Below are 25,659 nucleotides of genomic sequence, written 5' to 3'. Positions count from 1 at the left end.
CTTCTACAAGATCCTCCACATGCTCCAGGTGCTACTGGCGACCTGGGCAGGCCGATGCCCCACTTGTCACCAACGCCCACCATGACGATCTAACAAAGTCCTACTAGTGGCCCGTCACCGAATCTTGGACGGGTAATTGATCTCCGGTGGTGAACCCGTCAGGCTGGCTACCTCTTCAACGTTGGGAGGTGGTCGTGGCTCGCCGACCGGAAGTGTTCGTCCGGCCGTTAACCATGGAGGAAGGCCGCAAGCTGCAACGGATCACGCGGAGCGCTAAAGATCCGATCAAGCTGCGGCGGGCGATCGTGGTGATGATGTCCGGCCAGGGCCAAAGCGTCCCGGACATCACCTCGTTGATGCAGGTCAGCGACGACTACGTACGGGATGTCATCCACGCCTTCAACGAGAAGGGGTTCGACGCGCTCGACCCAAAATGGAACGGGGGCCGTCCACGAGCGATCAGTAGCCAGGTGCGTGAGCACATCTGCCTGATCGCCAAGACGGTCCCCGCCGAATGGGGCATCACCGGACACTCCACCTGGAGCCTGCGCACCCTGGCCGAGCACCTCATCACCCGCGGAGTGGTGGCGGCGATCAGCCGCGAGCACCTACGGCGGATCCTCCGTAAAGGCGGGGTGAGCTGGCAGACCACCACGACGTGGAAGTCCTCCACCGACCCGCACTTCATCGCCAAGATGCAGCGCGTCCTGGACCTCTACGATCACCCGCCCGCTGATGGGCGGGTGATCTGCGTCGATGAGTTCGGGCCGTTGAACCTGATGCCTCGAAAGGGCAAGCGGTGGCGGCCGGCGGGTTCACCGGCCCGGCTGCGTGCCACCTACAACCGCTACAACGGCGTCATGCACATGATCGCCGCGCTCGACCTGGCCACCGGCAAGCTGTACTACCGGATCCGCAAGCGCAAGCGCTGGCGCGAATACCTGTCGTTCCTCAAGACGTTGCGGGCCCGCTGGCCTGGCGAGAAGCTGTATGTGATCGCCGACAACTACTCGCCGCACAAGCATCCCCAGGTCCGCACCTGGGCTGCTGACAACGATGTTGAGCTGGTGTTCCTGCCGACCTACGGCTCCTGGTTGAACTGGATCGAATCAGAGTTCGCCGCGCTGCGCTACTACGCGCTGAACGGCACCGACCACCGCACCCATGACGAGCAGAACGCGGCGATCGGCGCTTACGTGCGCTGGCGCAACGCCCGAGCCGAGCCCAAGACCAACTTCGCTGCCAGCTCACCGATCAGAAGCTGGACGAGTTACCCGGCCAAGGTTGCGTGACGGGCCACTAGTGCGGCTTGGTTTGCGGTTCTTGCGGTGCGGACTCGATCATGGTGGCGTTCCCCTGTCCCTCTGCAGCCAAGATCGAGCCCATGCTGTACGCGAGGCCATGCTGACGGGCGACTCGTCACAGATCAACGCCTGGGCTGGAGGCGTGGCGCCGGATCCGGTCACCGAGCTGCCGCCGGTGGACCACAGCACTGCGGATCAGCCGGCGAAGCGAAGGCTCCTGGTGGGAGCGCGGCTGGAAGGGTGACTCCTTCACGTTCGCAGCGGCGAACAAAAATTACGAGCACTTCATGCGGCAGCGCTTCGGGCAGTCCGATCAAACTCGGGCCACCGTCTCCGCCACGTACACGCCAACCGACTCGCGGCTTTCCAACGTCAAGATCGGTGACACGATCTACTTCCTGAACAGAAAGACTGACGATTACACCTATATGGGGATCGTCACCGACGTGAAAGAGGCCTCCGATCAACATCAAGCAGGTGTACTTCGCCCAGCACGGCGGAGATGGCGGCACGGGTTCCGGCCCCTCCATGAATCTCGGCGAGCGGTTCAACGTCACGCAGTTCAGCGGGCTGGTGTTCGGCCGTGTTGCGTGGTAGCGGCATTCGCCGGGCGCTGCTGGTGCTCGCCCTGATTCCGGTGCTGGCCGGCTGCTGGTGCGGGCAGGTCGTCAAGCGCGAAGTGCCGGTTCCGCCGGCCTCGGCCAGCCCGGAGGAGGTGGTGCGCGCCTACATCGATGCCCTGCTCGGCAAAGACGCGGAGACCGTCCGTGCCGTCATGGTGCCCGAAACGGATTTCGACAACGAGTTCAACAATCCAATCGGTGCGTTCCGGAACTGGATTTCGGCGAGTGACATCACGATCGACGAATCGTACACATCGAACCTCTGCCCCGGCCCGGCCGGGGAGAAGTGCCGCGACATGAATGTCACCATGGAGCTGTGCGAGGTCGACAGCGGGTCATACCCCGACGGTGACTTCGCTCAGAGCTTCGGGGTGCGGTACGTGAAGGACCGGTGGCTCGTGACCGGGTTCGGAAGCGGCTGACCGAGACCGATGGCCGTGACCCCTTCGCGGGTCACGGCCATTCGGCATGTGTCATGCGCCGGTGGATGCCAGAAATTCACCTGCGCAGCGTAGCTCCTGGACAGGCATCGGTGTCGTTGCAGGTCTCTGGCTAGGAGCAGCCCTCGAACTGCGGCACCGAGACCACCTGGGCTTCCCCCAAGGCCGGGTAGTTAGCGTTTTTGCGGCTTTGGCAAGGGAGCCGGCGGGTGCGTAGCGGCGGCGTAGAGGCCGGAATCGATCTTGAGGATGAGGCCGTTTTCGGCCCATCGTGAGAGCTGTCGATACATGGTGCCGAGCGTGATGTCGCCCAGGTAGCAGGCGATGTCCCGGGGGCGCCAGGACCGGCCGGGATCTTCCTGAAGCAGGGCCAGAACCCTTTCCCTACGGCGGTCGGTCAGTGCGGTGAGCCGGTCGTCCCGGGACGCGATGGGAAGCGGGGGCTCCGTAGGCGCTGCAAGGACGATGATGGTGAGAGCAGTGACAGGCTGACTTCGGTCGGGCCGGCCATCGTCGCGTCGTTCGTTGTAGCGAGAGATCGGTGACTTGACCTTGCGGGTACTCACCCGCGGGCGGCGGGACGGAAGCAGATGAGCCAGGACGCGGAGCCCGATGACCCCGACCAGGTTGGTGCCGCGGTCGGCGACGCATGCGGCTTGAACGAGCAGATCGCGCGCCGTGTGCAGGGCGATGGAGAAGCCGCAGCGGTCCGGGTCGGTGCCGGGCCGGGACTCGGCGGCGTCGACCATCACTGTACGAAGGAGCTGGTAGAGCGTGAGCACCGACCACATCTCCTGCTCCAGCCCGGCGGCATCGCCCGAGCGCAGCACCCGCCCCTGCATGATGGTGTGACGCAGCGCGTAGTAGGCCGACTCGTGATCCCACCGCTGGTGGTAGAGGGCGACCAGGGCGGCGGCCGGATAACGGCGTGCGTCGGTCAACGTGGTGGCCAGGCGGTAGGAGCCGGTGAAGGTGGTGCCGTCCGCGCAGGTCACGGTCACTTGGGCCTCGACGACGCGGATCTGGAGGGTGCCGACCATCGTGAGGTAGGAGCCGTCGGCGAACAGGGCCAGGACGGGGGTGCGCCGGTTGCTGCGCAGCCGGCCGAGGATCTGCGCGCCGGTGGCGGCGACCTGGGCGAGGAAGGCGTTGCTGTCGAAGCCCTTATCCCATAACACGAGCATGTCCGGCTTCAGCAGGTGCAGCAGGCGCCGGGCATAGCCGGTCTCGCCTTCGCTGGTGGGGCCGAAGACCGCGCCGATCAGGGCCCGTGTTCCGGTCTCGACCAGCGTCATCAGCTCCAGTTGGGGGTAGCCTCCGTGGCCCGGGCTGCCGAGCCAGGCCCGGTTGCGGACGGTGTCGGGCGCCTTGAGCGAGCTGCAGCCGTCGAAGGAGACCGTGCGGTAGGGCCCGAACCTCACGCCGGGGGTTGTGGGTTGGGCCAGCGGCCCGCACAAGATCTCAAACAAGCAGCGCATCGGTGCGCTGCCGACTCTGCGGCGCAGGTCGCGCAGGGCTTTGGCGGTGGGCGTCACGATCGGCGGGGTGGTCAGCGACGCTGTCAGCTTCTGCCAGACCAGCTGGTAGCCGACCTCGGGGAACAGGCACATCGCCAGCAGGAAGTAGACCCCGACACGCGAGGGCAGAGAACGCAGGCGGCGCTGCATGTTGCGCGTCTCGTGAAGGATCGCGTCGACGAGCTCGAACGGCACGAGCGTTGTCAGTTCACCCAAATGCCCGGGCGCGAATACTCCCTCGGCTGCTGGGCAGGGCGGGTGACCCGTCTCGATAGCGCTGGGCACAGCAGACCTGGCAGACTCGGCGATCAACGGAGATCCAGTTCTTCGACGGATGGCTGTGGAAGATCACCTGTCTACTGGATCTCCGTTCCCATGTCTGGGGAACTCACGTTCTTGACAGCGCCACGAGCGCCTTAACTACCCGGCCTTGGGGCTTCCCCCCGGGGCGTGGACACCCGGTTTCATGCAGCCAGTTCGGCCACTCTAACAAGCCGATCTTCATAGACGGCCGGGGGTAGGTTCCCGGTCGCCGAGTGCCTTCTCCGGTGGTTGTACCAGGCGATCCAGCGGAAGATCTCGGTACGGGCCTCTACCTCGCTCGACCAGCGGCGCCTGCCCCGGCCGTGCAGCAGTTCACGCTTGAGCGTGGCGTTGAATGCCTCCGCCAGGGCGTTGTCCAGGCACGTCCCGGTCCTGCCCACCGATCGGCGGATCTCGTACTTCTCACACAACTTCGCGAACTCGGCCGAGGTGTACTGACAGCCGCGGTCACCATGAAAGATCACCCCGTCGACCTGGCCGCCTCGCGCTCCGACCGCCGCCGTCAACGCGTCGCTGACCAGCTCGGTCCGCAGATGGTCGGCGATCGACCAGCCGACCAGCCGCCGTGACCCGATATCGATCACCGTCGCGAGATACAGCCACGCGTCACCGACCGGCAGATAGGTGATGTCCCCGCACCACCTCCGGTTGACCTCACCGGCCGTGAAGTCGCGTTTGAGCAGGTCAGGGACCGGCGGAGCGAGCTCGTCAGGGATCGTGGTCCGCCTGCCCTTACGCAGATGCAGCCCGACGATGCCGTTCACGCGCATCAACCGGGCCACCCGCTTGGCGTTGACGCGCTCACCGTCATCACGCAGGTCCGCCGTGATCCGCGGGGAGCCGTTCGTCCCACCCGAGGCGCCATGAAAGCGCCGGATCTTCTCCACGATCCGCTCGTCCTCAACGACACGCGCCGCTCGGGCCGGCTCCCGCCCCAGCCAGGCATAGAAGGCGCTACGCGCCACGTTCAGCACCCGGCACAGCCGCTTGACCCCGTAGACGAGGCGGTGGACGGAGATGAACTGCAAGCGGCCGATCAACGATCCATCTCCTTCGCAAAATACGCGGCTGCCTTGCGGAGGATCTCCTTTTCGATCTCCAGCTCGGCCACCCGCTTACGCAGCCGCGCCAGTTCCTCGCGTTCACTGCGGGCCAGCCCGACTCCGGCATCGGACTCCTGCTGTTCGGCCTCACGCACCCACACGCGCAGGGTCTCGCGGTTCATCCCCAGTTCCCGCGCGACATCCGCGCAGGTCCGGCGCGACTCGCGGACCAGCTTTACCGCGTCCTTCTTGAACTCATCGCCGTACTTCGACGGACGTGCCACCCGACAGTCTCCCCTTCATGGAACGAGGTCCAATTGTCAGGGGTGTCCACGCCGAAGGGGGAACCTCAGAAGTTCGTGCGCAGTTTGGTCTGGTAGTCCGGCAGGCTGGTGGACTCGACGGTTGCGATCGTCTGGGACTGGTCCAGGAAGGTGTGTTCGTAGGTGTCCTTGCGGAAGCGGTCGAGCAGGTAGCGGCTCTGGTCTCCGTGCATGCTCTTGCTGATCGCCCGTGCTCGGGTCAGGGTGAGCACCGAGTCGAAACCACGGCGCTTGGCCTCCTCCAACGCCTGGCCCTGTTGGTTGACCAAGGCCAGGCCCGTTACCAGACCGGCAGCGGTGAGCACGGTGGCGACCACCAGGGCCGGCGCGAAGATCCGGCGAAACTTGCTGGTCAGGTAGACCTGCAGGCCGAGCAAACAGGCCAGCGCGAGCAGCCCGGTGACAACGACGGCAGCGCGGGCCAGCGAGGTGGTCGAGCGCTCGGCGACGTGCGCGCGCCTGACGATCGTCCCGCTTTCCAGAGCCAGGTTGTAGGCCCGGGGGAGCAGTTCGCGACGCATGAGGTCGGTGGCCTGCTGATACGCCTCGACCACATCGTCCGGCGGTTGTCCCGCGGTGTGCTTGGATCGCAGGTCCAGCAGCCGGGCCTGAGCTGCCAGCCGTTCGTAGCGACCCAGTCCCTCGATCAGCGACCCGACCGTGCGTTGCTCGACGGGGTTGGGCTTCCCCCCGGGGCGTGGACACCCGGTTTCATGCAGCCAGTTCGGCCACTCTAACAAGCCGATCTTCATAGACGGCCGGGGGTAGGTTCCCGGTCGCCGAGTGCCTTCTCCGGTGGTTGTACCAGGCGATCCAGCGGAAGATCTCGGTACGGGCCTCTACCTCGCTCGACCAGCGGCGCCTGCCCCGGCCGTGCAGCAGTTCACGCTTGAGCGTGGCGTTGAATGCCTCCGCCAGGGCGTTGTCCAGGCACGTCCCGGTCCTGCCCACCGATCGGCGGATCTCGTACTTCTCACACAACTTCGCGAACTCGGCCGAGGTGTACTGACAGCCGCGGTCACCATGAAAGATCACCCCGTCGACCTGGCCGCCTCGCGCTCCGACCGCCGCCGTCAACGCGTCGCTGACCAGCTCGGTCCGCAGATGGTCGGCGATCGACCAGCCGACCAGCCGCCGTGACCCGATATCGATCACCGTCGCGAGATACAGCCACGCGTCACCGACCGGCAGATAGGTGATGTCCCCGCACCACCTCCGGTTGACCTCACCGGCCGTGAAGTCGCGTTTGAGCAGGTCAGGGACCGGCGGAGCGAGCTCGTCAGGGATCGTGGTCCGCCTGCCCTTACGCAGATGCAGCCCGACGATGCCGTTCACGCGCATCAACCGGGCCACCCGCTTGGCGTTGACGCGCTCACCGTCATCACGCAGGTCCGCCGTGATCCGCGGGGAGCCGTTCGTCCCACCCGAGGCGCCATGAAAGCGCCGGATCTTCTCCACGATCCGCTCGTCCTCAACGACACGCGCCGCTCGGGCCGGCTCCCGCCCCAGCCAGGCATAGAAGGCGCTACGCGCCACGTTCAGCACCCGGCACAGCCGCTTGACCCCGTAGACGAGGCGGTGGACGGAGATGAACTGCAAGCGGCCGATCAACGATCCATCTCCTTCGCAAAATACGCGGCTGCCTTGCGGAGGATCTCCTTTTCGATCTCCAGCTCGGCCACCCGCTTACGCAGCCGCGCCAGTTCCTCGCGTTCACTGCGGGCCAGCCCGACTCCGGCATCGGACTCCTGCTGTTCGGCCTCACGCACCCACACGCGCAGGGTCTCGCGGTTCATCCCCAGTTCCCGCGCGACATCCGCGCAGGTCCGGCGCGACTCGCGGACCAGCTTTACCGCGTCCTTCTTGAACTCATCGCCGTACTTCGACGGACGTGCCACCCGACAGTCTCCCCTTCATGGAACGAGGTCCAATTGTCAGGGGTGTCCACGCCGAAGGGGGAACCTCAGGGGTTGTCCAAGGCCAGGCGGTAGGCCTTGAGCAGGTTCTCGGAGATCGCCAGCCGTTGCTGGTCATAGCGGGTCAGGTCGGTCTGCTGCTGCGGGCCGTACTCCCTGCCCAGCAGCAGGGTCTCGGCCACCAGCGCGTCCAGCTCCGACATCTGCCGATAAAGGTTCGCGGTGGCGAGCACTTGCGGCCCGGCGACATGCCCGATGGTGCGCAGGCTGGAGCCCGTACTCGCCGCGCCGGCCAGGATCGCGGCCAGCAGCGCAGCCAGCATCAGCAGCGACAGCCCGGCCAACGTGCGTACCCGTCCGGAGACCGACTTCCTGCGCTGGACCGGAGGCGTCGCCGTCACCGTCATGACCTGCACCGGTGGGAGGCGCCGGGATCGTTGGTGTGCACCAGGCCTCCCGAGATCGACTTGTGCTGGGAAAGCGTGCATCGCTGCGGGATCGGCAGGTCCACAAGAGCGAGTATCGGTAGCAATTACGAAAATATCAACGGATTTCGGGGCGGCCGACTCCTCATTCTTGTCCGGGTCCGTGACACGGGCGCACGACCAGGCCACGAGCGCTCCAAATGTAGCGACTCTGATATAAGGGCGAAATCTAGACAATCAATCGGGGCCGTCAGCTCGGCAACCAGCGGACGAATAATCTGCTGGCTGCCGCGCTCCTCCATCCGGAATCTCCGCTGCCATAGAGACGCGACGACACGAACCAGGCCCGTGCTCCGCGGGGAGCAGTCTCACCTCGGTGGATCGCCGTGGCAGCCAGGTGAGCATGCCCAGATGCCTAGTCGCTCCCTAACTCCTAATGCGTCGCTATGAAATCCGCGACGGCCTGACCGATCTCCGTGGCGGCGTCGAAGGCGCCGTTGCCATGGGCGACACCGGCGATCCCCACGTAGGACGCCCCTGGCCACTCTTCGGCCGCCTTCCGAACAGCGCGGGGCGGAAACTGAATGTCGTGCTCGAAGGCCACCATCAAGGCGGGCACTTTCATATTCGGCCAGTGCTCTGCGCGCCGATCGTCGAGCACCCAGTCGCGAGCCGCGGCACTCTGGCCCAGCCGACCGTTCTCATTCGTGGTCGTGGCCTTCTCCGACATCACTGGTGCTCAGCGGCGGCGGGCCGCGGCCAGGAACAGCGGAAGCGCCAGGAACATGCGGCCCTGACCGGCCCGTTCCCTCTGGTCTTCGACCCAGACATCGTGCTCCTCCCGGCTGACAGCCCCGGCGGAGAAGGCGGCCTCGGCGATGCCCGTGAGCATCGGCAGCATGGCGGCGTCGCTGAACACTCCCGTGTGCACCTCGACTCGAACGTCGGTGAAGCCCGCGTCGATCAGCACGTTGCGGTAGCGGCGGGCGGCACGGGGGTTCGCGACCATGTCGGCGCGGGACCGCACGATGGTCCGGGTGAGCTCGGGATGGTCGGAGTCGATGACGAAGGTGTCCCAGTCCTGCCCGAGCAGGACGATCCGGCCGCCGGGCGCGAGCACGCGTGCCGCCTCCTCCAGCGCCTTGGGTGCGTCGGCCAGGTCGTGGAAGACCTTGTCGGCTCTATATCCCGCCATCTCGGCGTCGCCGAACGGAAGCGCGTACGCGTCGGCGACATGGAACTCCGCGTGCGGCCACCGCGCGCGTGCGACCGAGATCATTTCCTCGCTCAGGTCGACGCCGATCGCTTGAACCCCTCGCTCCGCGATCTCGTTCACGGCACGGCCGGCTCCGCAGCCGACGTCGACCACGGAGGTACCCGGCGCGAGTTCGAGCAGGTCGTAGGTGCGCGCGCGTAGTTCCTGCGCACCGGCCCGCAGGTCCGCGGCATCGAGCAGGCGAATGAGCGGATCCACTGTGTTGTTGGACATGCGGGCCATACTCCGACTTAATGTCGACATGAAGTCAAGTGCGCTGATGAGCATCGGTGATGTCGCCGAGCGGTTCGGGCTCGCCACCCACGTCCTGCGGCACTGGGAGTCGGTGGGATTGCTGACGCCGGCACGGATCGGCGGTGCGCGTCGCCGATACGGACCGGGCGACCTCTATCGCGTCGCGGTCATACTGCGGGCCAAGGAGGCGGGATTCGGACTTGACGACATCCGCGAGATGATCGCCACCGCGGATGCGGCCACGCGTGGCGAGATCCTGCGGCGTCGGCGAGCGGATCTCGCCCGACGGATCGCAGAGGCACGGGCTTCGCTGGAACTCATCGACTGCGCCCTGGCCTGCGATCATGAGGACTTCACGGCTTGCCCTGACTTCCGGGCGTTAATCGCGGAACGCCTTCCCGGAGCAGAACAACTAGGACAGCGCTTTTCTTCGTACTCCGTGCCGACCGCATGTGGCTGAGGTTGCACGTCGACGAAGTTGAGGCCGGACGCCGCCGAGTCGCTTCCTGACCTCCACCGTGCGTCGGCTGGCTCGACTGACAAACCCGCCGTGACACGGCAATACCCTCGAAAACCAACATCCTCCCCGCGGGCCGCGCCGTCGAACTCGGTGCGTGGCAGGCGGGGGGTCCCAGGAGCACGGCGCTCCCGGGACGCATTCTCACGGATCAGAGCCGGTCAAGGATCTTCTGCATTTGCGCGACCTCGGCCTGCTGAGCGGCCTTGATGGTGGCAGCCAGTTTCTTGGCCTCAGGATTGACTCCCTGGGCCTGCTCCGTGCGGGCCATCTCGATCGCTCCGTTGTGGTGGGCGATCATCATTTTCGCGAACTTCTTGTCGAAGGTCACGCCCTTGGCCGCTTTGAGCTTGGCCATGTCGTCCTCGCCCATCATGCCCGGCATGCCGTGGCCTGCCATGCCGTCCGAGGAGGTGACAGGCTTGCCCCAGGCGGTCAACCAGCCGCTCATGGTGGCGATCTCCGGATCCTGGGCAGCCTTGATCTTGGCGGCGAGGTCCTTGACCTCCTGGTCGGTTGCGCGAGTCGCGGCCAGGTCGGCCATCTCAACAGCCTGCTTGTGGTGGGGGATCATCATCTGCGCGAACATGGCGTCGGCGTCGTTGAAGTCCGCACCCGCCTGGGAGCTCGCACCGGCCGCCGGAGCGGTCGACGTCGCCGCCATGCCGGTCATGTTCTTGTGCCCGGTCGTGGAGTCGCCGCCGCAGGCAGTGAGCAAGAGGGCACCAGCGGTCGCGGTGGTGACAAGGGCAAGCCCTCGAGTCAAGGAACGGTTGGTGAACATGGTTGTCTGATCTCTTTCCGGTTGTCGGACGCCGACAATGATCGTCGCCGTTGTGCCGGCGTTGTACGCCGTCATCGCGCTCCCGCGGGTGCTGGCCCGCCTGACCTGGGCCCTTCTGGCTCCGCCCCTGTCAGGGACTACCAGTCGAGCCGCTGCCCTGTCGGGACAGCTATGGGGCAGCCGGGATCCCGGGCTCTCCAAACGAGATCATGGTGGCGGGGCCGAGGGAGCCGAGCATTCCTTGATTGAGTGCTTCAGCTGGCAGGAAGGACTTCCCCGAGATCGGCAGGGAACGTGTATGTGGACGGTACGTCGACCTGTTCACCTGCCGGACCGTACACCAGGGCGATCTCCTGCCTGGGCAGGAGTTCGATCGTTCTCGGGTCGCCGTGCACCTGGTTGCCGTTCACGTACGCTCGCAGGACGTTCTTCCCGCCGGCCGTCAGCCCACCGAGATGAGTGCTGTCAAGGCGCACCTCCCACTCCTTGAACAGCTGGCCAAGGGTGTATCGCTTGTCCGTGGTGAACGCCTCAATGTGGATCACACCGCTCGCATCATGGGTGTGCAATTCCGACATAACTTGCTCAGCCGTCGAGACGCCGAGATTGGCCGCCACGGGAATCGGCTTCCCGTTCACGATGATGTCCATGTGTGAGTGGAAGTGCTTGACCGCGCCCTCCATGGGCTGAACGGACAAACCTGCCTCTCGGGCGCCTTCGACCGGATCAGCTGGAAGCTCCCAGGGCGGCATCCTGCTCTCCGGGCCTCTCTGGACCGCCCCAGCGGGCGTGACATCCTGTCCGGACCCGCAGGCCGCTACTCCCCACAGCGCAGCAACTGATCCGACCACTGTCAGGTTTCCAAGAGCGGCGGCCTTGCGGAGCAAGCTTCGCGAGGATTTCACCGCGCTCGTCAACGCGACCTTCTTCCGCCCCGTGGCCCTGTCAGGGGACGTCACGGCCGACGTCCTTGCGACGTGTTCCGATCTCTCATGGCCCGGATGCATACCCGCCGACCCGGCTCGACCCGGCGCTGCACCGTAAACACCTTTACAAGATCTCCTATGAGGCCCGTAGACCAGGGTGGGCCTTACTCGGGCTATCTGAGCAGGACATTTCGCCCGTATCTTCTCTTTTCGGCCATGCTCCGCCACCGTTTCTCCCGTGACGGACGGGAGAAACGGTGGCCGTCACGATGATGTGGCGCAGCCGCGGGCGCACCTGCCCGCCCGGGTTCAGGGCTGACGAGGCACGCCCGCCAGACGCCACGTCTGGGTGGTCGGCGTCGTGGACAGGTACTGCGCCTGCTCGACCGGGGCCGAGTTCGCCGTGCTTCCCCCCTTCACGGCCACGCACTTGTAGCTGTGCGTGGGTAGAAGCCGGTAGTCCTGGGCTCCGACCTCTCCGATCGGACGCAGCTCGAACTGTTGCTCGGGCTTTCCGGCGACACAGGCGCGCCCCACGATGGCCGCACCGGCCGCGGTGCTCGCGCCGTCGACGGTGAGGCACTTGCCGCCGCTCGTGATGGTGTAGACCTTGGTCGCTACGCGCTGGAAGGTGAACTTCTGGTCCTGACCGTTGGAGCAGGGGGACTGGATGAGCTGCCTGCCGTCAGCCGGCATGGTGAGGCACTGGCCCGAATGCAGCGCCGTGACCGCGCCCGCGAAGTCCCGATCGGCGAGGACGGCCCGAACCTGGGTGTAGGCGGGCTTCTTCTGGAGATTCCGGTCGAGGAGATTGGCCGCTCCCCAGCCCGGGACCCCGCTGTCCACCCATGAGTACTTGTCGGTGAGGCCCCACACGGTGAGCGATACGCATCGGGAGACCCCGAAACAGGCCGCGGCGGCCCGCCGGTAGAGCTCGGCCTGGGCGGCGAGCTTGTCGGCGTCGGCCGGCAGCTTCACGCGCACGTCCAACTCGGTGACGGCCACGTCGACCCCGAGGCCCGCGAAGAGCTTCAGGGAGTCCTGCAGTTGGGTGAGGCCCAATGCGGCGGGGATGGGGTCCTTGACGAGCGTGTGCGTCTGGAAGCCCACCCCGTCGATGGGCACGCCTTGGGCCCGCAGGTCACGGACGAGCTTGTACAGGGCGTCGCGCTTGGGGGTGGCCCATTCAGCGTCGAAGTCGTTGATGTAGAGCTTGGCCGAGGGGTCGGCCTCGCGTGCCCAGCGGAACGCGTCGGCGATGTAACCGCTGCCCAACCGCTCCAGCCAAATGCTCGGCCGGAGCGTGCCGTCCTCATTGAACGCTTCGTTGACCACGTCCCATACGCCGACACGACCGGCATACCGCTTCATCGTTCCCTGGATGTGCTGTTTCAGGGCGTCACGGAGCTCTGCGGTGGACAGCGTCCCATCGGTGATCCAGGTTGGGAGCGACCTGTGCCACACCAGTGTGTGACCGCGCACCGTCTGGCCGTTCTGCACGGCGAAGTCGACGATCGCGTCGGCCTTCTCCCAGGTTGGCTTCCCTCGCGTGGCCTCCAGGTTGGCCCACTTCATGGCGTTCTCGGGCGTCACGCTGTTGAACTCGTACTTGAGTTTGTCCTGGTAGCCCGAGTCTTTCTCAAGCGCCGAGTCGCTGACGGCCGAGCCGATCCGCAGACCCCGCGCGGCCGCCAGCGTACGCAATGTGATCTCGGCCGAGGAGGCCGGACCGGGCGTGCCGAGAACCAACGCAGGCATGGCAACCCCGATCCCCATGGCCAGCGCCGTTGCTCGCTTGGCGTGCCGTATGCCCCTGTGCATGATGACCCCCGTCTTTATCCGTATATACGGAGACAACGTAGTGCATTGGTGATCTTCGGAGGGGGTTGTTGACGGATCCGCCGTACGCCGTGTTGCGAGGCCTTGGGGTGTGGGCGGGCCTTCCCGCGGGCGTCAGCAGGGCGCATGCGCGATCATGCGCGGGGGAGGGCTCGGCCGCCGGGCAATGCCCTCGGCACCCTCGACGACATCGATGCCTGCGTGACTGATTACAAGATTACCCAGAACGCTGTAGGTTCTTGAGCATGATCGTGGAATACATCCGGTACGCGATAGCCGAGGGGCGGGCCGAGGAGTTCGAGGCGGCCTACGCGCGGGCCGTCCACTCACTCGCCGCCGCCCCGCAATGCGTGGACTACGAGCTCTCCCGATGCGTGGATGAGCCCGCCTCCTACATCCTGCGCATCACCTGGACGTCGGCCCGGGACCACCTGGAGGGATTCCGGTCGAGCGACCATTTCCGGGCGTTCTTCGCCGAGATCCGGCCGTACGTGAACGACATCGCGGAGATGCGCCACTACGAGCGCACGGCGGTGCGCGGCTCCGGCGGCTCCATCCCGACGATGTATGACTGGGCGGGCGGCTCCGAGGCGTTCGAGCGGCTCACCACGCGGTTCTACGAACTCGTCCTGGACGACGAACTGATCGGGCCGCTGTTCAAGAACATGGACCCCGGCCACCCCCGCTATGTGGCGATGTGGCTGGCCGAGGTCTTCGGCGGCCCCTCCCGCTATACCGCCGAGCGAGGCGGATACCGCCACATGCTGTCCATGCACCTCGGCAAGGCCATCACCGAGCCGATGCGGCGCCGCTGGGTGAGCCTGCTGATGGACGCCGCCGACGAGGTGGGCCTCCCGGACGACCCCGAGTTCCGTGCCGCGTTCGCCGGATACATCGAGTGGGGGACGCGCCTGGCGCTCGGCAACTCCCAGCCCGGCGCGACGCCCCCGCAGGACGCTCCCGTACCGCACTGGGGTTGGGGCGTCGCCCCTCCATACACCGGCTGAGATCCTGGCCGACGCCCCTTGCCCCGGCGGTCCTCCCGGCCGCCGGGGCGAGGGGCGCGGTCATGCCGGCTGTGCGGGAGCGAGAAGGGCGAGGTACTCGTCGAGCTGCCGCCCGGAGGCGAGCATCGCCCGGCTGCGGTGCCGTAGCCGGGCCCGCCATTCGTGGAGCATGTGCTCCAGGTCCGCCGTGCCTCCCGCGACGCGTAGCTGATCCACGAAGAGCTTGATCTGAGGAAGCAGGTAGCCACCGCGCCGGAGGTGGCGGGCCATCTTCGCGTCACGCACCGCGCCGGGTGGGTAGACGCGGTGCCCGGTGACGCGGTCGCGGTCCGGGCGGAGGATGCCCGCTTTCTCCCACTTTCGCAGCGACGCGGGGTGCATCCCGAGCTGGTGGGCCAGCGCGCCGATGGTCACTCCCTCAGGCCGTCCGTCGTCCGGGGCGGGCGCCGTGGCCAGGGCGTCGAGCGCGGCGGCGACCTCGTCGAGGGTGTCGCGCTCGCGCAGCAGGTCGGCGTGTGCCCGGTCGATGAGGCGGAACAGGTTCTCGTCGTCGCGACGGTGTGCGGCGTGCATGATCGCCGCGGCTGTCTGGTGCCCGTATCCCGGGCGTAGGGCGAGGAAGGCGCGCAGGGCCTGCGCGTGGACGGCGGAGTACTGGCGGTAGCCGGCGGGGCTGCGTTCAGCGGGAGGCAGGATCCCCGCGTCCTCGTAGTTGCGGACCGCCTGGGTGGACAGGCCGTGTTCGCCGGCGAGGTCGGCCGGCCGCAGGGCTCGTCGTGTCATGTTCTCCAGTTTGAGGGTTTATCCGGCGAACGCGGGGCAGATCGGCCGCTGCTCTCAACAGAAGGTTCATGGCTACGGTCGAAGAGACGATTCGCACCCGTGAAAGGTGTCTCATGTCCCTTCATCTATCGGTCCGCGACATCGGCCTGCACTTCGGTGACGACACCGCACAGCTGGGCATCGCCCTGGCCCGGTTCCTCACGACGCTCGATCGGCCACCTCTCCTCCTGGCCTTGGGCGAGCCGACCCACGGCGTGGAGATGTTCCCGCGGCTGCGGAACCAGATGCTGGCGTACCTGGTGGAGCACCACGGGTTCCGGTCCGTCGCCGTCGAGAGCGACTGCGTCGCCGCACCGGCCGTCGACGACCACGTCACGACCGGAAGGGGAGACGTCGACGAGGTGCTCGCCCGGGGCTTCAGCCACGGCTTCGGGGCCTCGCCCGCCAACCGGGAGCTGGTCATGTGGCTGCGCGACCACAACGCCGGGAGCGACCCGAGCCGGCACGTCAGGTTCTACGGCTTCGACGCCCCGCTGGAGATGTCCGGCGCCCCGAGCCCGCGCGCCTGCCTGCTGACCGCCCACGCGTACCTGACCGAGCACCTGGGCCGCGACCGCGTCGCGGCCGAAGGCCGGGCATTGGACGCCCTGATCGGTGACGACGACGCCTGGGCGAACCCCGAGGCGATAATGAACGCCTCGCGGTCCGTCGGAGACACGCATGAGGCCCGCACGCTCCGCCTGATGGCCGACGACGTGATCGCGCTGTTCGAGGTCGAGGCCCCGGGCCTGCGGGCGGCCACCTCGGACACCGACTTCGAACGCGCGTCCATGTTCGCCAGGACCGCTCAGGGGCTCCTTCGCTACCACGCGGCGATGGCCTCGTCCTCGCCGGGAAGGGTGGAGCACATGCTTGGACTCCGCGACGCCATGATGGCCGCCAACCTGCTCGCTGTCGCGCGAGCCGAGGTAGACCGGGGGCCCTGCCTCGTCTTCGCCCACAACGCCCACCTGCAGCGGCACCGGTCCCGGTGGGAGCTCGCGGGGATGGACCTGCGCTGGTGGAGTGCCGGCGCCATCACCGCGACGGCGCTCAGGGACCGCTACGTCTTCATCGCCTCGGACTTCGGCGACGCCACAAGTTCTGCTGCGTCCCAGGCGGACCCGGACAATTTGCAGACGGTGTTGTCGCATGCCACGCCCGATCGGGCGATCTTCCCGGCCAAGCCGCTGAGCGCGGCCCTCGGCCGGCATTCGCGCCTCCGCGCACGGGCCGACGCGGACCCCGGGTACTTCCCCCTAGACCCGGGCCTGCTGGACGGCATGGACGCCGTCGCGTTCATCAAGATCGCCGAACGGGCACCGGCCTGAGTTCACCTCGAACCCGGCGTGTAGGGGGCGAAAAGTCCGGATTATGACAAGGGCATAGTTCAGGGATGATCACGTCTCTGGTTCGTGTCAGCCCAGGCCAGCAGGCTGTTAACCATGACGAACCTCCTCACGCGCCCTCCGGTTGACCAGGAAGCCCGGCACGACCGCCTGCACCGCCCACTGCTGCTCTGTGCGGCAGGCATGGCCGTCCTCGCCGTAGTCAGCGGCATCGGAATGATGGTCGACGGGCGCACCGTGCTCGGCGAACCGGTCTGGTTCAAGCCGTTCAAGTTCGCCGTTTCCTTCGGGCTGTACGCGGCCACATTGGCGTGGATGCTGGGCAGGCTCCAGCGATGGCGGCGAACGCTCTGGTGGCTCGCCACGGTGGCCGTCCTGGGCTTCCTCACCCCCGAGATCGCCGTCATCACCTTCCAGGCCGTGCGCGGTGTGCGCAGCCACTTCAACTTCTCCACACCACTGGACGCGACCCTCTTCGCGGCCATGGGCGGCGCGGCCTACCTCGGCTGGCTGATGACCTTCGCCATCGGTGTTCTCCTCCTCTTCCAGCGCCGGCTCGACAAGGCCATGGCATGGGCGGTCCCGCTGGGCATCGCCCTGTCGCTCGCCGGTATGTCCGTCGGCTACCTGATGACCAGCCCGACCCCCGACCAGGCGGAAGCGCTCAATAATGGGCTGAAGCTCGCCACGATCGGCGCGCACTCCGTCGGCGGCCTCGACGGCGGCACCACCATGCCGCTGACCGGCTGGGCGACCGAGACGGGCGACCTCCGCGTCGCGCACTTCGTCGGCCTGCACGCGCTGCAGGCGCTCCCGCTGATCGCGATCGGGCTCCGCCTGCTCGCTCGCCGTCTCCCCACACTGCACGCCGAGACGACCCGCGCCGCCCTTGTGATCGTCGCCGCGCTCGGCTACGCCGGACTCACCGGCCTGTTGCTGTGGCAGGCCCAGCGTGGCCAGGCCCTGACCCAGCCCGACAGCCTGACGCTTACCGCCGCGGGCGTCCTGCTGGCGGCGGTGGCCGCGAGCACGACGATCATCTTGACGGTGCAGCGAGCCCGCCGGTCACACGGTCGTGCATAGCGGGTCGCGATTTGTCCGGCGCCACGCCCGTTGCTGCGCCAGCCGGTACGGCCGGCCTGAGCAGGGGCATCGACTCACCTTTGAACACGTTCAACTCGCTGCGCTAGGCTCGTCCCGACACACCTGGGGGAAGCCTGATGAAGATAGTGATACCCGGGGGAACCGGACAGGTAGGCGCGATCCTGAATCGCGCGCTGACCGACGCAGGCCATGAAGTCGTGGTCCTGACCAGACGTCCGATGCACGACCGCGAAGTCCGCTGGGACGGCGAGACCCTGGGCCCATGGGCGGAGGAGATCGACGGCAGCGACATCGTGGTCAACCTGGCCGGACGCAGCGTCAACTGTCGCTACACCGCAGCCAATCTGCGGGCCATGATGGATTCGCGCGTGCACTCCACCCGGGTTGTGGGTGAGGCCATCGCAGCCGCCGCGCGGCCTCCCCGGGTCTGGTTGCAGATGAGCACCGCCACTGTCTACTCCCACCGCTTCGACGCGCCCAACGACGAGGCGACCGGCGTGCTCGGCGGCACTGAATCCGGCGTCCCGAACTACTGGGCCTACAGCGTTGAGATCGCGAAAGCGTGGGAGGGGGAACAGGAGCGGGCCGAAACCCCGAACACGCGCAAGGTCGCCCTGCGCGCTGCCGTGGTGATGAGTCCCGATCGCGGCGGGGCCTTCGACGTCTTGCTACGGATGGCGCGGCTCGGCCTCGGCGGCCCGGTCGGGGGCGGCGCGCAGTACGTCTCCTGGATCCACGACCGCGATTTTGTCCGCGCCGTCGAGTTCCTGGCCGACCGGGACGATCTCGCCGGGCCGGTGAACCTCTCCGCTCCCGGTCCTTTGCCGCAGCGCATGTTGATGCGCGCGCTGCGCACCGCGTGGGGTGTTCCGGTGGGCCTGCCCGCGACGAAGTGGATGGCCGAGCTCGGCGCGCTCGCGCTGCGCTCGGACACCGAACTCCTGTTGAAAAGCCGCCGGGTCGTCCCCGGTCGCCTGCTCGAAGCGGGCTTCGCCTTCGACTACGCCCAGTGGCCGGAGGCCGCCGACGACCTTGTGCGGCGCGTGCGCGGCGGGCCTGGCTTCACCAGGTGAGCAGCGCTGGGTCGCACCTTGTGCCCAGACCGTCCCCACCAACTGGTGGACCGATGTCCGCTCAGTGGCCGGAGGGCCGCCCGGCGGAGTTCTCACCATCCGAGCCCGCGCCGGCGACGGGGACCTTTTCGGGTGCGGGATCCAGGTCCGTCCCAACCGGGGCGAGCGCGTTGTCCGGGGTGGCGGGGACCATGCGGCCGCGGTGCTCCGCCACCAGCAGGGCGACCAGCAACACGAGTACTGCGCCGAGCTGTGCCGCCGCCGACCACAGTCCCACCACGCCGCTCAGCAGCGCCGCGGCCGTCCCGATCAGCGGGGCCGGGGCGCGGCGCAGGCCCAGTACGCGCCGATACCAGCGGTGCCCGGCGAGGAACAGCGCGACCCCGACCGCGAGGGCGACTGACGGTCCGAGTTTCATCGGCTCGAAGGGGTGCTCCACGGCCTTCTTGACGCCCGCCGCCGCCGCGACCACGCCGAGCAGCATCGGCATGTGGGCGTAGAAGTACGCGCCCAGGATGAGCCGGGTGCGGCCGACCGGCTCCCGGCGGGCCAGCGCGTGTTCGGCGGCCGTCTCGTCGTCCCAGCCGAAGTACACCCACCACAGGCAGGCGGCCACGGCGAGCCCGAGGGCCGCCGCCACCAGGAACCCGGGCCCGGCGTGGCCGTGCGCGCCGATGCCGATGGCGATGACCGACTCGCCGAGCACCACGATGATCAGCAGACTGTGCCGTTCCACGATGTGCGCGGCGCGCAGCGGGAATCCCTTCTGTCCGATGAAGTACGGACTGCCCCACAGGAGCACGAGCGCCCCCGCCCACAGCAGGTACGACCAGGGATACGGGACGAACCAGGTCAGGAAGATCAGCGTGGTGGCGGCCACGTTGAAGGGGACCACCCGCCAGAACGCGGTCGTCGCCTGGAGGTAGAGGGCGGCGTGCACGGTGATGAGCAGCAGGTAGCCGAGCGCGAACGCCGGACCGCCGCTCCCGAACGCGCTGGGGATCGCCAGCGCGACGATCAGGAAACCCGTCATGCCGAGCAGGAGCAGCACCCGCCGCGCCGCACGGACCGGCGGGATCGTGTTCGTCAGCCACGCGTAGCCGGAGTACATCCACCAGATCACGCCGAACACCAGCAGCGCCTGGAGGGCTCCCTCGCCGACGAAGCGGTCCGTGCTGAAGCCGTCCGTGAGCAGCGTGGTGAGCTGGGTGACGGTGAAGACGAAGACGAGATCGAAGAAGAGTTCCAGCGTGGAGACGCGGATCTCGCCGTCGTCCGAGATCGGCTCGGCTCGCTCGGCGAACCACTGAGGGAGGCGCATGTCGATATTGTGGCAATTCGGGCGATTACATGAATACACAATTGCGGTGAAAGTCGCACCGCCGCGTCGGCGGCGGGGCGCAGTGCGAGATCATGCGGAGCTCGCCGAGGGGATCTCGGTGTCGCGGATGAACTCACGGATGGCGCGGGTGAGCACCTCCGGCTGGTCTTCCGGGATCAGGGTGTAGCTGTTCTCGATCTCGACGAGTCTGGCGTCGGGGAAGAGCTCGGCCAGCCGCCGGCCGTGTTCCCGGGGCATCAGACGGTCCTCGGTCGCCCACGCGACGAGGACGGGCCGGTCGAAGGACCGCATTCGGTCGGCCGTTTCGAGCAGCTCCCGCCGCGGCGGTATCGAGCCGGTGTACTTGGCGAGGTCGCGACGGATCGCCCGCTGCGTGCGGGCGGGGCGGAACCAGGAGTCCATGACGTCACGGGGCACCGGGCGCTTGCTCATCCACCCCCAGCCCGCAGGCATCCGGCGCATGGGTTCCGTCCGGAGCAGCTGCATGGTGGCCAGGAGCCCGCCGGGGACCTTGGCGGCGAGCGCGATCGCGCGCCCGGGGAGGCCCGGCGGGTAGTTGTCGAAGGCCTCGCAGGCGGTGAGGACGAGCCGGCCCACTCGCTCGGCGCGCTGCTCGGAGACCAGCAGCTGCGCGCCGCCCCAGTCGTTGAGCACCAGAGTCACCTCACGCAGGTCGAGGCGTTCCAGGAACTCGCCGACCAGGAGAGCGAGCCCGCGCAGAGAGAGGTCGGCGTCAGGACGCATGGGCCGCCGATGGCTGCCCAGGGGGAGGGTGGGCAGAACACAGCGATAGTCGGCCCGCAGGTCCGCCACGACGTGCCGCCACACCGAGCTGTCGATGGTGAGACCGTGCAGGAGGACGACGACGGGCCCGTCGCCGCCGGTGTCCTCGTACTCGATGGTTCCCGCGGACAGTTCGATCTCCGGCATGGCCGCCCTCGCATTTCGTGGTACTTGATAGATCGTTCTAGCGAGACGTTAGCCTATGGTTGGTTGCCACAGGAATGGAGGCTGGATGGCGCGCGATTCAACGGACAGCAGAGGCGGCAGAGGGACGAACAAGGACACCAGGGGTCGGATCGTGGACGCCAGCGGCGGACTGTTCCGCCGCAACGGATACACCGGCACCGGTCTGAAACAGATCGCGACCGCGGCCGGTGCGCCCTTCGGCTCGATCTACCACTTCTTCCCGGGAGGTAAGGAGCAGCTGGGTGCGGAGGTCATCCGCTGGTCCGGCGAGATGTACCTCCGCCTGTTCGAGACCGCCATGGACGCCGCCCCGGACGTGGTCACCGGCGTGCGCGACTTCTTCGCCGGGGCAGCCGAGACGCTCCGGGAGACCGATTACGCGGACGCCTGCCCGATCGCCGCCGTCGCGCTGGAGGTCGCCAGCACCAATGAGCCGCTCCGCCAGGCCACCGCCGAGGTCTTCACCAGCTGGATCGACGCCGGCACCGAGCATCTCGTCACGTCCGGCCTGTCACGCGAGACAGGACGGACGCTCATGATCTCCATGCTCGCCGGGCTGGAGGGGGCGTTCGTGCTGAGCCGCGCCCTGCGCAGCACGGAACCGGTGGATGTCGCGGGGGCGACCGCGGTCGCCGCTGTTCGCGAGGCCCTCCGCGAGGCCCAGTAGCCCGGTGCCGGATGGTGGCTGCCGGGTGCGGTCATCGCCGGTCATCATCCCCGTGATGGACGGAGCCCGGCCGGGACGGCGGAGCCGCGGTCAGCACGGCGACGAGCGCCGCGCCTCCCAGCCCCGCCAGCGCCATCCGGGCCCCGGCCACGCCGGGCCCTCCCGTGGCGTACAGGGCGAGGGTGACGGCGGCGATGCCGAGCGCGGTGCCGAGGCCGCGCGCCATGTTGATCAGCCCTCCGGCGGTCGCCGACATCCGCGCCGGGACGGCTGCCATGACGGCGGCGTTGTTGGCCGGGACGAACACGCCGAGACCCGCGCCCAGCACGGCCAGGAAGGCGACGAGCGGGCCGGGGGTGGCGGGCGCGAGCGCCGCGAGTCCGACCGCCGCGGCCGCCGTCAGGGCGCCGGCCAGGCAGCGCGGCCGGTTGCCCCATCGGCGCGGCAACAGGTGATCGCCCGCGAGGGCGGCCAGCGCGAAGCCGGCCGGTAGCGCGCTGAGCACCAGACCGGCGTGTGGCTCGCTCAGCCCCGCCGCGAGCAGCACCTGAGGGATCAGCACCAGCGGCCCGAACAGGACGAGGTACCCGCACAGCGCTCCGGCCAGCCCCCGCGCCACCGTGGCGTCGCCCACCGTTGCCGGGTCGAGGAGCGGGGCGGCCGCCCGCCGTTCCCTGCCCCGCAACGCGAGAGCAGACGCCGCGGCGGCGGCCAGCAGGGCCGCGGCCGCCCACGGCGGCCACCCCAGGCCGGACGCCGCCGAGACGGCGAGCAGCAGGCCGGAGGCGGCGCAGGCGAGCAGCAGCAGACCAACCAGATCGAAGGCCTTGCCATGAGCCCGCTCGCGGGTTCGGGGCAGCAGGTAGCGACCGGCGACGACGGCCACCAGCCCGACCGGCACGTTGATCCAGAACACCCACCGCCAGCCGACCAGACCGACGATCACCCCGCCGACCAGCGGGCCGACGGCCAGGCCCAGCGACTGCGCGGCGGCCTGCGCCCCCAGCGCCGCCCGCGCCCGCCGCCGGGGGACGCTCGTCACCACCAGGGCCACGCTGTTGGCCTGCAACATCGCCGCCCCCGCCGCCTGCACTACCCGGCACGCCACCAGGACAGGGAGCGACGGCGCGAACCCGCACGCCGCCGACGCCGCGGTGAAGACGACGAACCCGTGCAGGTAGACCAGCTTGCGTCCCAGGATGTCGGCCAGACGTCCCGCGCCGGCCAGCAGCGCCACCACGGTGAGCAGGTACGCCAGCGCCACCCACTGAACCGCGGCCAGCGGCTCATGGAATCCGTGCTGAAGCGCCGGGAAGATCAGCGTGACGATGCTCGCGTCCAACTGGCCCATGAACGCTCCGATGCACACCGCCGCCACCGCGAACCACGGCGCGTACCGGTGTTCCCGCACCCGTGCCGGGCGGGCCCGTTCCCGCAGCAGCCGAGCCATGACCGCTCAGCGCCCCCGACACCTCGCACGGGGCGGCGCTCCGGTGAGACCGCGGCCGTCAGAACCGGTCGGGAGGACGCGCACACGAGGCGGCCAGTTGCGTGTCACAGCGAGATCCCCCAATCCGGCTGTCCACCACGATGCCCCCGCGCCCGGCCTTGACCGGCCCCTCATCACCTGTCGCGGAAGGCTGTGCGACCCGGCGAAACTCCTGCCGCTCGCTCTGTCGCAAAACTGCTTCGAGTCTACTCTCGCCGCCGATGATCTCGCTCGCGTCCCGTAGCACCTCGAGATCCATTCGCTCACCGTAGTGGGCGCCGCGACCGGGTCACGTGCGGTCCCGGCGAAGCCCGCTTCGCCGGGCCGTCACTCCGGTCAGCGCGGTGGCGGGGACGGCCGTACGCGGGCCTGAAGCGTCGCCCGGCCGCAGTGATGATCACGCAGTTTCCGGCGAGTTAAGGATCTTGCCCCATTCCGGCCATCTCCAATTGGTGATCGAAACCTACGGTCCTGAGTCGACAGCCACGATCACTCCTGGAGGAGATCTCTGTGAAGTTCGCCAAGATCGGCATCGCCGCCGCGGCTCTGGTGGGCGCCAGCATCGTTCCGCTCACGGTCACCGCCGGCCCCGCCAACGCCGCCTCCTGCGGCGGCTCGCTGATCGACAGCATCGCCGTCAAGAACAGCAGCGGCACGACCTACGGCACGGTGAAGCTCTACTACAGCTCCTCCTCCGGCACCAACTGCGCCCGGCTCGACCGTGTGGTGAACCCCGGAACGAAGAAGGGCATGATCCTCTCCCTGTACGCCTGCGGGAGCGGCTGGTCCGTGAGCAAGTGCCACCAGGACTTCTACGCCATCGGCCAGGACAGCGGGCAGTTCGGCCAGTACGCCGGGCCGGTCACGGTGAACGGCAAGGGCCGTTGCGTCCAGGTGGAGGCGAGCGTCCAGGCCGCGAACAACTCATGGGCCAACTACCACAGCCCGGTCTTCCACTGCGGCTGATCGGCGCCGGCCTTGCTCGCTGACGCGCGCTCCCATGAGTTCCGCGTCAGCGAGCCTGTGCTACCCGCTGAGCGATGCCGGCGCGGCCGGTCGGGGGAAGCGTGCGACGAATCGCGCCCCGGAGGGGCTGTCCTCGACGGTGAGGGTGCCGCCATGGTCTTCGGCGATCTGCCGGGCGATCGACAGGCCCAGGCCACTGCCGCCGGCGTCCTTGGCCCGCGCCTCCTGCAGACGCGCGAAACGCTCGAAGATGATCTCCCGCTGCTCGGGCGGCACCCCGCTGCCGTCGTCGTGGACCTCCAGCACCGCCGCGTCCCCCCGATGTTCGACGGTGACCCTGACGGAGGAGTGGGCGTGGCGCTCGGCATTGTCCATGAGGTTGTTCAGCAGCCGGGTGAGGCCGATCCGGTCGCCGTTGACCATCACACCGCTGCCGAATCTTCTGACCACCCTGACCTTGCTCTGCCGATGGTCGAGCTCGCCGGCCACCAGGACGGCGAGGTTGAGGAGGTCATGGTGGCCGGCGACGCCCGCGTCAAGCCGGGAGATCTCCAGCAGGTTGCCCACCAATTCCTGCAGCCGCTCGACGGACTCCAGCAGCCTGTCGGCGGTTTCCGCCCAGTCGGTCTCCTCCCGCCCTACGAGCGAATCCTCGATCTCGGCACGCATCGCCGCGAGCGGGTTGCGCAGGTCATGGGATGTGTCCGAGGCGAATCTCAACTGCTCCTGGATCGCCGCCTGAGCCCGCTCCAACGCCTGGTTGGTGGCTCGTGCGAGCTCCTTGAACTCGTCGTCATGGCTCGGCAGCGGAACCCGCTCGCTCAGATTGGAAGGCTGGATCGTGGCGAGTTTCCCGCTGATGTCACGTACCGGCTGCAGGGTCTTGCTCATCATCCGATACGTCACGAGTGCGGTGGCCGCGATCAGCAGGAGTGAACCACCGATGAATCCAGCCAGTACGGGGGCGCTGCCGTAGAGCGGAGGCGGGGGAGCGGCCATCAGGAGCATCAGGCTGGCGAAGACGCAGACCAGCGCCATGACGGTGCTCGCCACGGTGGTCACACGGGTTTTGGCGGAGCAGTTCCGCCACGCTCTCAGGCTGATCATCCCGGAAACGCCCCGGATGTAGCGGTAGAAGGCCTAGCCAGCTGAACAGTAGATGGAGTTCGCTCTATCTCCACGTGCGACCACCTCGGTGACTCAAGATGACGCGTCCGTGTCATTCATCATCGCAGGTCCGCGTACGTGCCTTGCGGCAGCTCCCCGGGTCCGGAGCGACATCGCCGACCTGGTCATACGCCGATGAGAGGGGCGCGGCGGCGGCCTCCACGAGGTCGAACTGCGCGGATGGCGTTGCGGCAGGCACGCCGCTCCAGGCCG

The 25,659-nt window shown here is 67.9% G+C and carries 24 protein-coding genes; 9 read left to right on the top strand and 15 right to left on the bottom strand.

All coding sequences use genetic code 11. The annotated features are described in order from the left end of the window. The first annotated feature begins 194 nt into the window (after positions 1–194). Positions 195–1,292, top strand: coding sequence for an IS630 family transposase (locus ACQP1V_RS24755; protein WP_433412161.1), 1,098 nt, complete (start codon positions 195–197; stop codon positions 1,290–1,292). Between the two features lie 595 nt (positions 1,293–1,887). Beyond that, on the top strand, positions 1,888–2,349 hold the full coding sequence (locus ACQP1V_RS24750; RefSeq protein ID WP_433412159.1) for a hypothetical protein: 462 nt from the start codon (positions 1,888–1,890) through the stop codon (positions 2,347–2,349). 191 nt (positions 2,350–2,540) lie between these two features. Here ACQP1V_RS24750 and ACQP1V_RS24745 read toward each other — a convergent pair whose 3' ends face one another. From ACQP1V_RS24745 to ACQP1V_RS24715, 7 genes are all read right to left on the bottom strand, one after another. Then, entirely contained in the window at positions 2,541–4,100 is a 1,560-nt protein-coding gene (locus ACQP1V_RS24745; RefSeq protein ID WP_433412157.1) for an IS4 family transposase, read from the bottom strand. A gap of 248 nt (positions 4,101–4,348) precedes the next feature. Next, a protein-coding gene (locus ACQP1V_RS24740; RefSeq protein ID WP_433412153.1) for an IS3 family transposase occupies positions 4,349–5,535 on the bottom strand; the annotation gives its coding sequence in 2 pieces (ribosomal slippage) (positions 4,349–5,263 and positions 5,266–5,535; 1,185 coding nt in all). Between the two features lie 65 nt (positions 5,536–5,600). After that, a complete protein-coding gene (locus ACQP1V_RS24735; protein ID WP_433412155.1) occupies positions 5,601–6,326 on the bottom strand; it encodes a hypothetical protein in 726 nt (241 codons plus the stop codon). Next, a protein-coding gene (locus tag ACQP1V_RS24730) for an IS3 family transposase (protein WP_433412153.1) occupies positions 6,286–7,472 on the bottom strand; the annotation gives its coding sequence in 2 pieces (ribosomal slippage) (positions 6,286–7,200 and positions 7,203–7,472; 1,185 coding nt in all). The genes ACQP1V_RS24735 and ACQP1V_RS24730 overlap by 41 nt, the downstream gene beginning before the upstream one ends. Positions 7,473–7,537: 65 nt before the next feature. Further along, complete coding sequence (locus ACQP1V_RS24725) at positions 7,538–7,897, bottom strand: hypothetical protein (protein WP_433412151.1); 360 nt, start codon at positions 7,895–7,897, stop codon at positions 7,538–7,540. 451 nt (positions 7,898–8,348) lie between these two features. After that, positions 8,349–8,645 (bottom strand): alpha/beta fold hydrolase, encoded by a 297-nt coding sequence (locus ACQP1V_RS24720; protein ID WP_433412149.1) that lies wholly within the window; start codon positions 8,643–8,645, stop codon positions 8,349–8,351. 9 nt (positions 8,646–8,654) lie between these two features. After that, complete coding sequence (locus ACQP1V_RS24715; RefSeq protein WP_433412147.1) at positions 8,655–9,404, bottom strand: methyltransferase domain-containing protein; 750 nt, start codon at positions 9,402–9,404, stop codon at positions 8,655–8,657. A gap of 46 nt (positions 9,405–9,450) precedes the next feature. On the opposite strand from ACQP1V_RS24715, the gene ACQP1V_RS24710 reads away from it, so the two are divergent. Continuing rightward, positions 9,451–9,885: a MerR family transcriptional regulator gene (locus tag ACQP1V_RS24710; protein ID WP_433412145.1), complete on the top strand. Its 435-nt coding sequence runs from the start codon at positions 9,451–9,453 to the stop codon at positions 9,883–9,885. A gap of 208 nt (positions 9,886–10,093) precedes the next feature. Here ACQP1V_RS24710 and ACQP1V_RS24705 read toward each other — a convergent pair whose 3' ends face one another. The 3 genes from ACQP1V_RS24705 to ACQP1V_RS24695 form a co-directional block, all read right to left on the bottom strand. Next, positions 10,094–10,801 (bottom strand): DUF305 domain-containing protein, encoded by a 708-nt coding sequence (locus tag ACQP1V_RS24705; RefSeq protein ID WP_433412143.1) that lies wholly within the window; start codon positions 10,799–10,801, stop codon positions 10,094–10,096. A gap of 179 nt (positions 10,802–10,980) precedes the next feature. Then, positions 10,981–11,376: a hypothetical protein gene (locus ACQP1V_RS24700; protein WP_433412141.1), complete on the bottom strand. Its 396-nt coding sequence runs from the start codon at positions 11,374–11,376 to the stop codon at positions 10,981–10,983. Between the two features lie 585 nt (positions 11,377–11,961). After that, positions 11,962–13,410: an endo-1,4-beta-xylanase gene (locus tag ACQP1V_RS24695; RefSeq protein WP_433412139.1), complete on the bottom strand. Its 1,449-nt coding sequence runs from the start codon at positions 13,408–13,410 to the stop codon at positions 11,962–11,964. A gap of 326 nt (positions 13,411–13,736) precedes the next feature. On the opposite strand from ACQP1V_RS24695, the gene ACQP1V_RS24690 reads away from it, so the two are divergent. Continuing rightward, positions 13,737–14,498 (top strand): group II truncated hemoglobin, encoded by a 762-nt coding sequence (locus ACQP1V_RS24690; RefSeq protein WP_433412137.1) that lies wholly within the window; start codon positions 13,737–13,739, stop codon positions 14,496–14,498. Between the two features lie 60 nt (positions 14,499–14,558). Here the strand turns inward: ACQP1V_RS24690 and ACQP1V_RS24685 are convergent, their stop codons facing one another. Continuing rightward, the gene (locus ACQP1V_RS24685; protein WP_433412135.1) at positions 14,559–15,281 is read right to left on the bottom strand and encodes a MerR family DNA-binding transcriptional regulator; all 723 of its coding nucleotides are present in this window, start codon (positions 15,279–15,281) and stop codon (positions 14,559–14,561) included. A 113-nt stretch (positions 15,282–15,394) separates the two neighbouring features. Here ACQP1V_RS24685 and ACQP1V_RS24680 point away from each other — a divergent pair, with 113 nt between their 5' ends. The 3 genes from ACQP1V_RS24680 to ACQP1V_RS24670 all read left to right on the top strand — a co-directional run bounded on the left by ACQP1V_RS24680 (position 15,395) and on the right by ACQP1V_RS24670 (position 18,846). Beyond that, positions 15,395–16,651 (top strand): erythromycin esterase family protein, encoded by a 1,257-nt coding sequence (locus ACQP1V_RS24680; protein ID WP_433412133.1) that lies wholly within the window; start codon positions 15,395–15,397, stop codon positions 16,649–16,651. A 114-nt stretch (positions 16,652–16,765) separates the two neighbouring features. Then, positions 16,766–17,752 carry a hypothetical protein gene (locus tag ACQP1V_RS24675; RefSeq protein WP_433412132.1) on the top strand — a complete coding sequence of 329 codons (987 nt, stop codon included), beginning with the start codon at positions 16,766–16,768 and terminating at the stop codon, positions 17,750–17,752. Between the two features lie 137 nt (positions 17,753–17,889). Beyond that, positions 17,890–18,846 (top strand): TIGR01777 family oxidoreductase, encoded by a 957-nt coding sequence (locus tag ACQP1V_RS24670; RefSeq protein ID WP_433412130.1) that lies wholly within the window; start codon positions 17,890–17,892, stop codon positions 18,844–18,846. Between the two features lie 61 nt (positions 18,847–18,907). On the opposite strand, the gene ACQP1V_RS24665 is transcribed toward ACQP1V_RS24670, so the two are convergent. After that, a complete protein-coding gene (locus tag ACQP1V_RS24665) occupies positions 18,908–20,167 on the bottom strand; it encodes a low temperature requirement protein A (RefSeq protein ID WP_433412128.1) in 1,260 nt (419 codons plus the stop codon). A 90-nt stretch (positions 20,168–20,257) separates the two neighbouring features. Then, positions 20,258–21,118 carry an alpha/beta fold hydrolase gene (locus ACQP1V_RS24660; protein WP_433412126.1) on the bottom strand — a complete coding sequence of 287 codons (861 nt, stop codon included), beginning with the start codon at positions 21,116–21,118 and terminating at the stop codon, positions 20,258–20,260. 85 nt (positions 21,119–21,203) lie between these two features. Here ACQP1V_RS24660 and ACQP1V_RS24655 point away from each other — a divergent pair, with 85 nt between their 5' ends. Beyond that, positions 21,204–21,824 (top strand): TetR/AcrR family transcriptional regulator, encoded by a 621-nt coding sequence (locus ACQP1V_RS24655; protein WP_433412124.1) that lies wholly within the window; start codon positions 21,204–21,206, stop codon positions 21,822–21,824. Between the two features lie 31 nt (positions 21,825–21,855). Here the strand turns inward: ACQP1V_RS24655 and ACQP1V_RS24650 are convergent, their stop codons facing one another. Further along, entirely contained in the window at positions 21,856–23,274 is a 1,419-nt protein-coding gene (locus ACQP1V_RS24650; RefSeq protein WP_433412122.1) for an MFS transporter, read from the bottom strand. A 549-nt stretch (positions 23,275–23,823) separates the two neighbouring features. Between ACQP1V_RS24650 and ACQP1V_RS24645 the strand changes: the two genes are divergently transcribed. Next, positions 23,824–24,279: a hypothetical protein gene (locus tag ACQP1V_RS24645; protein ID WP_387417039.1), complete on the top strand. Its 456-nt coding sequence runs from the start codon at positions 23,824–23,826 to the stop codon at positions 24,277–24,279. A 60-nt stretch (positions 24,280–24,339) separates the two neighbouring features. Here ACQP1V_RS24645 and ACQP1V_RS24640 read toward each other — a convergent pair whose 3' ends face one another. After that, positions 24,340–25,386, bottom strand: coding sequence for a sensor histidine kinase (locus ACQP1V_RS24640; protein ID WP_433412120.1), 1,047 nt, complete (start codon positions 25,384–25,386; stop codon positions 24,340–24,342). Between the last annotated feature and the right edge of the window lie 273 nt (positions 25,387–25,659).

Source organism: Microtetraspora malaysiensis (assembly GCF_050947145.1).
In the GTDB taxonomy this organism is placed as follows: Bacteria; Actinomycetota; Actinomycetes; order Streptosporangiales; family Streptosporangiaceae; genus Microtetraspora_A; species Microtetraspora_A malaysiensis.
The sequence above is the reverse complement of the archived record's forward strand: the minus strand, read 5'-3'. Positions and strand labels throughout refer to the sequence as shown.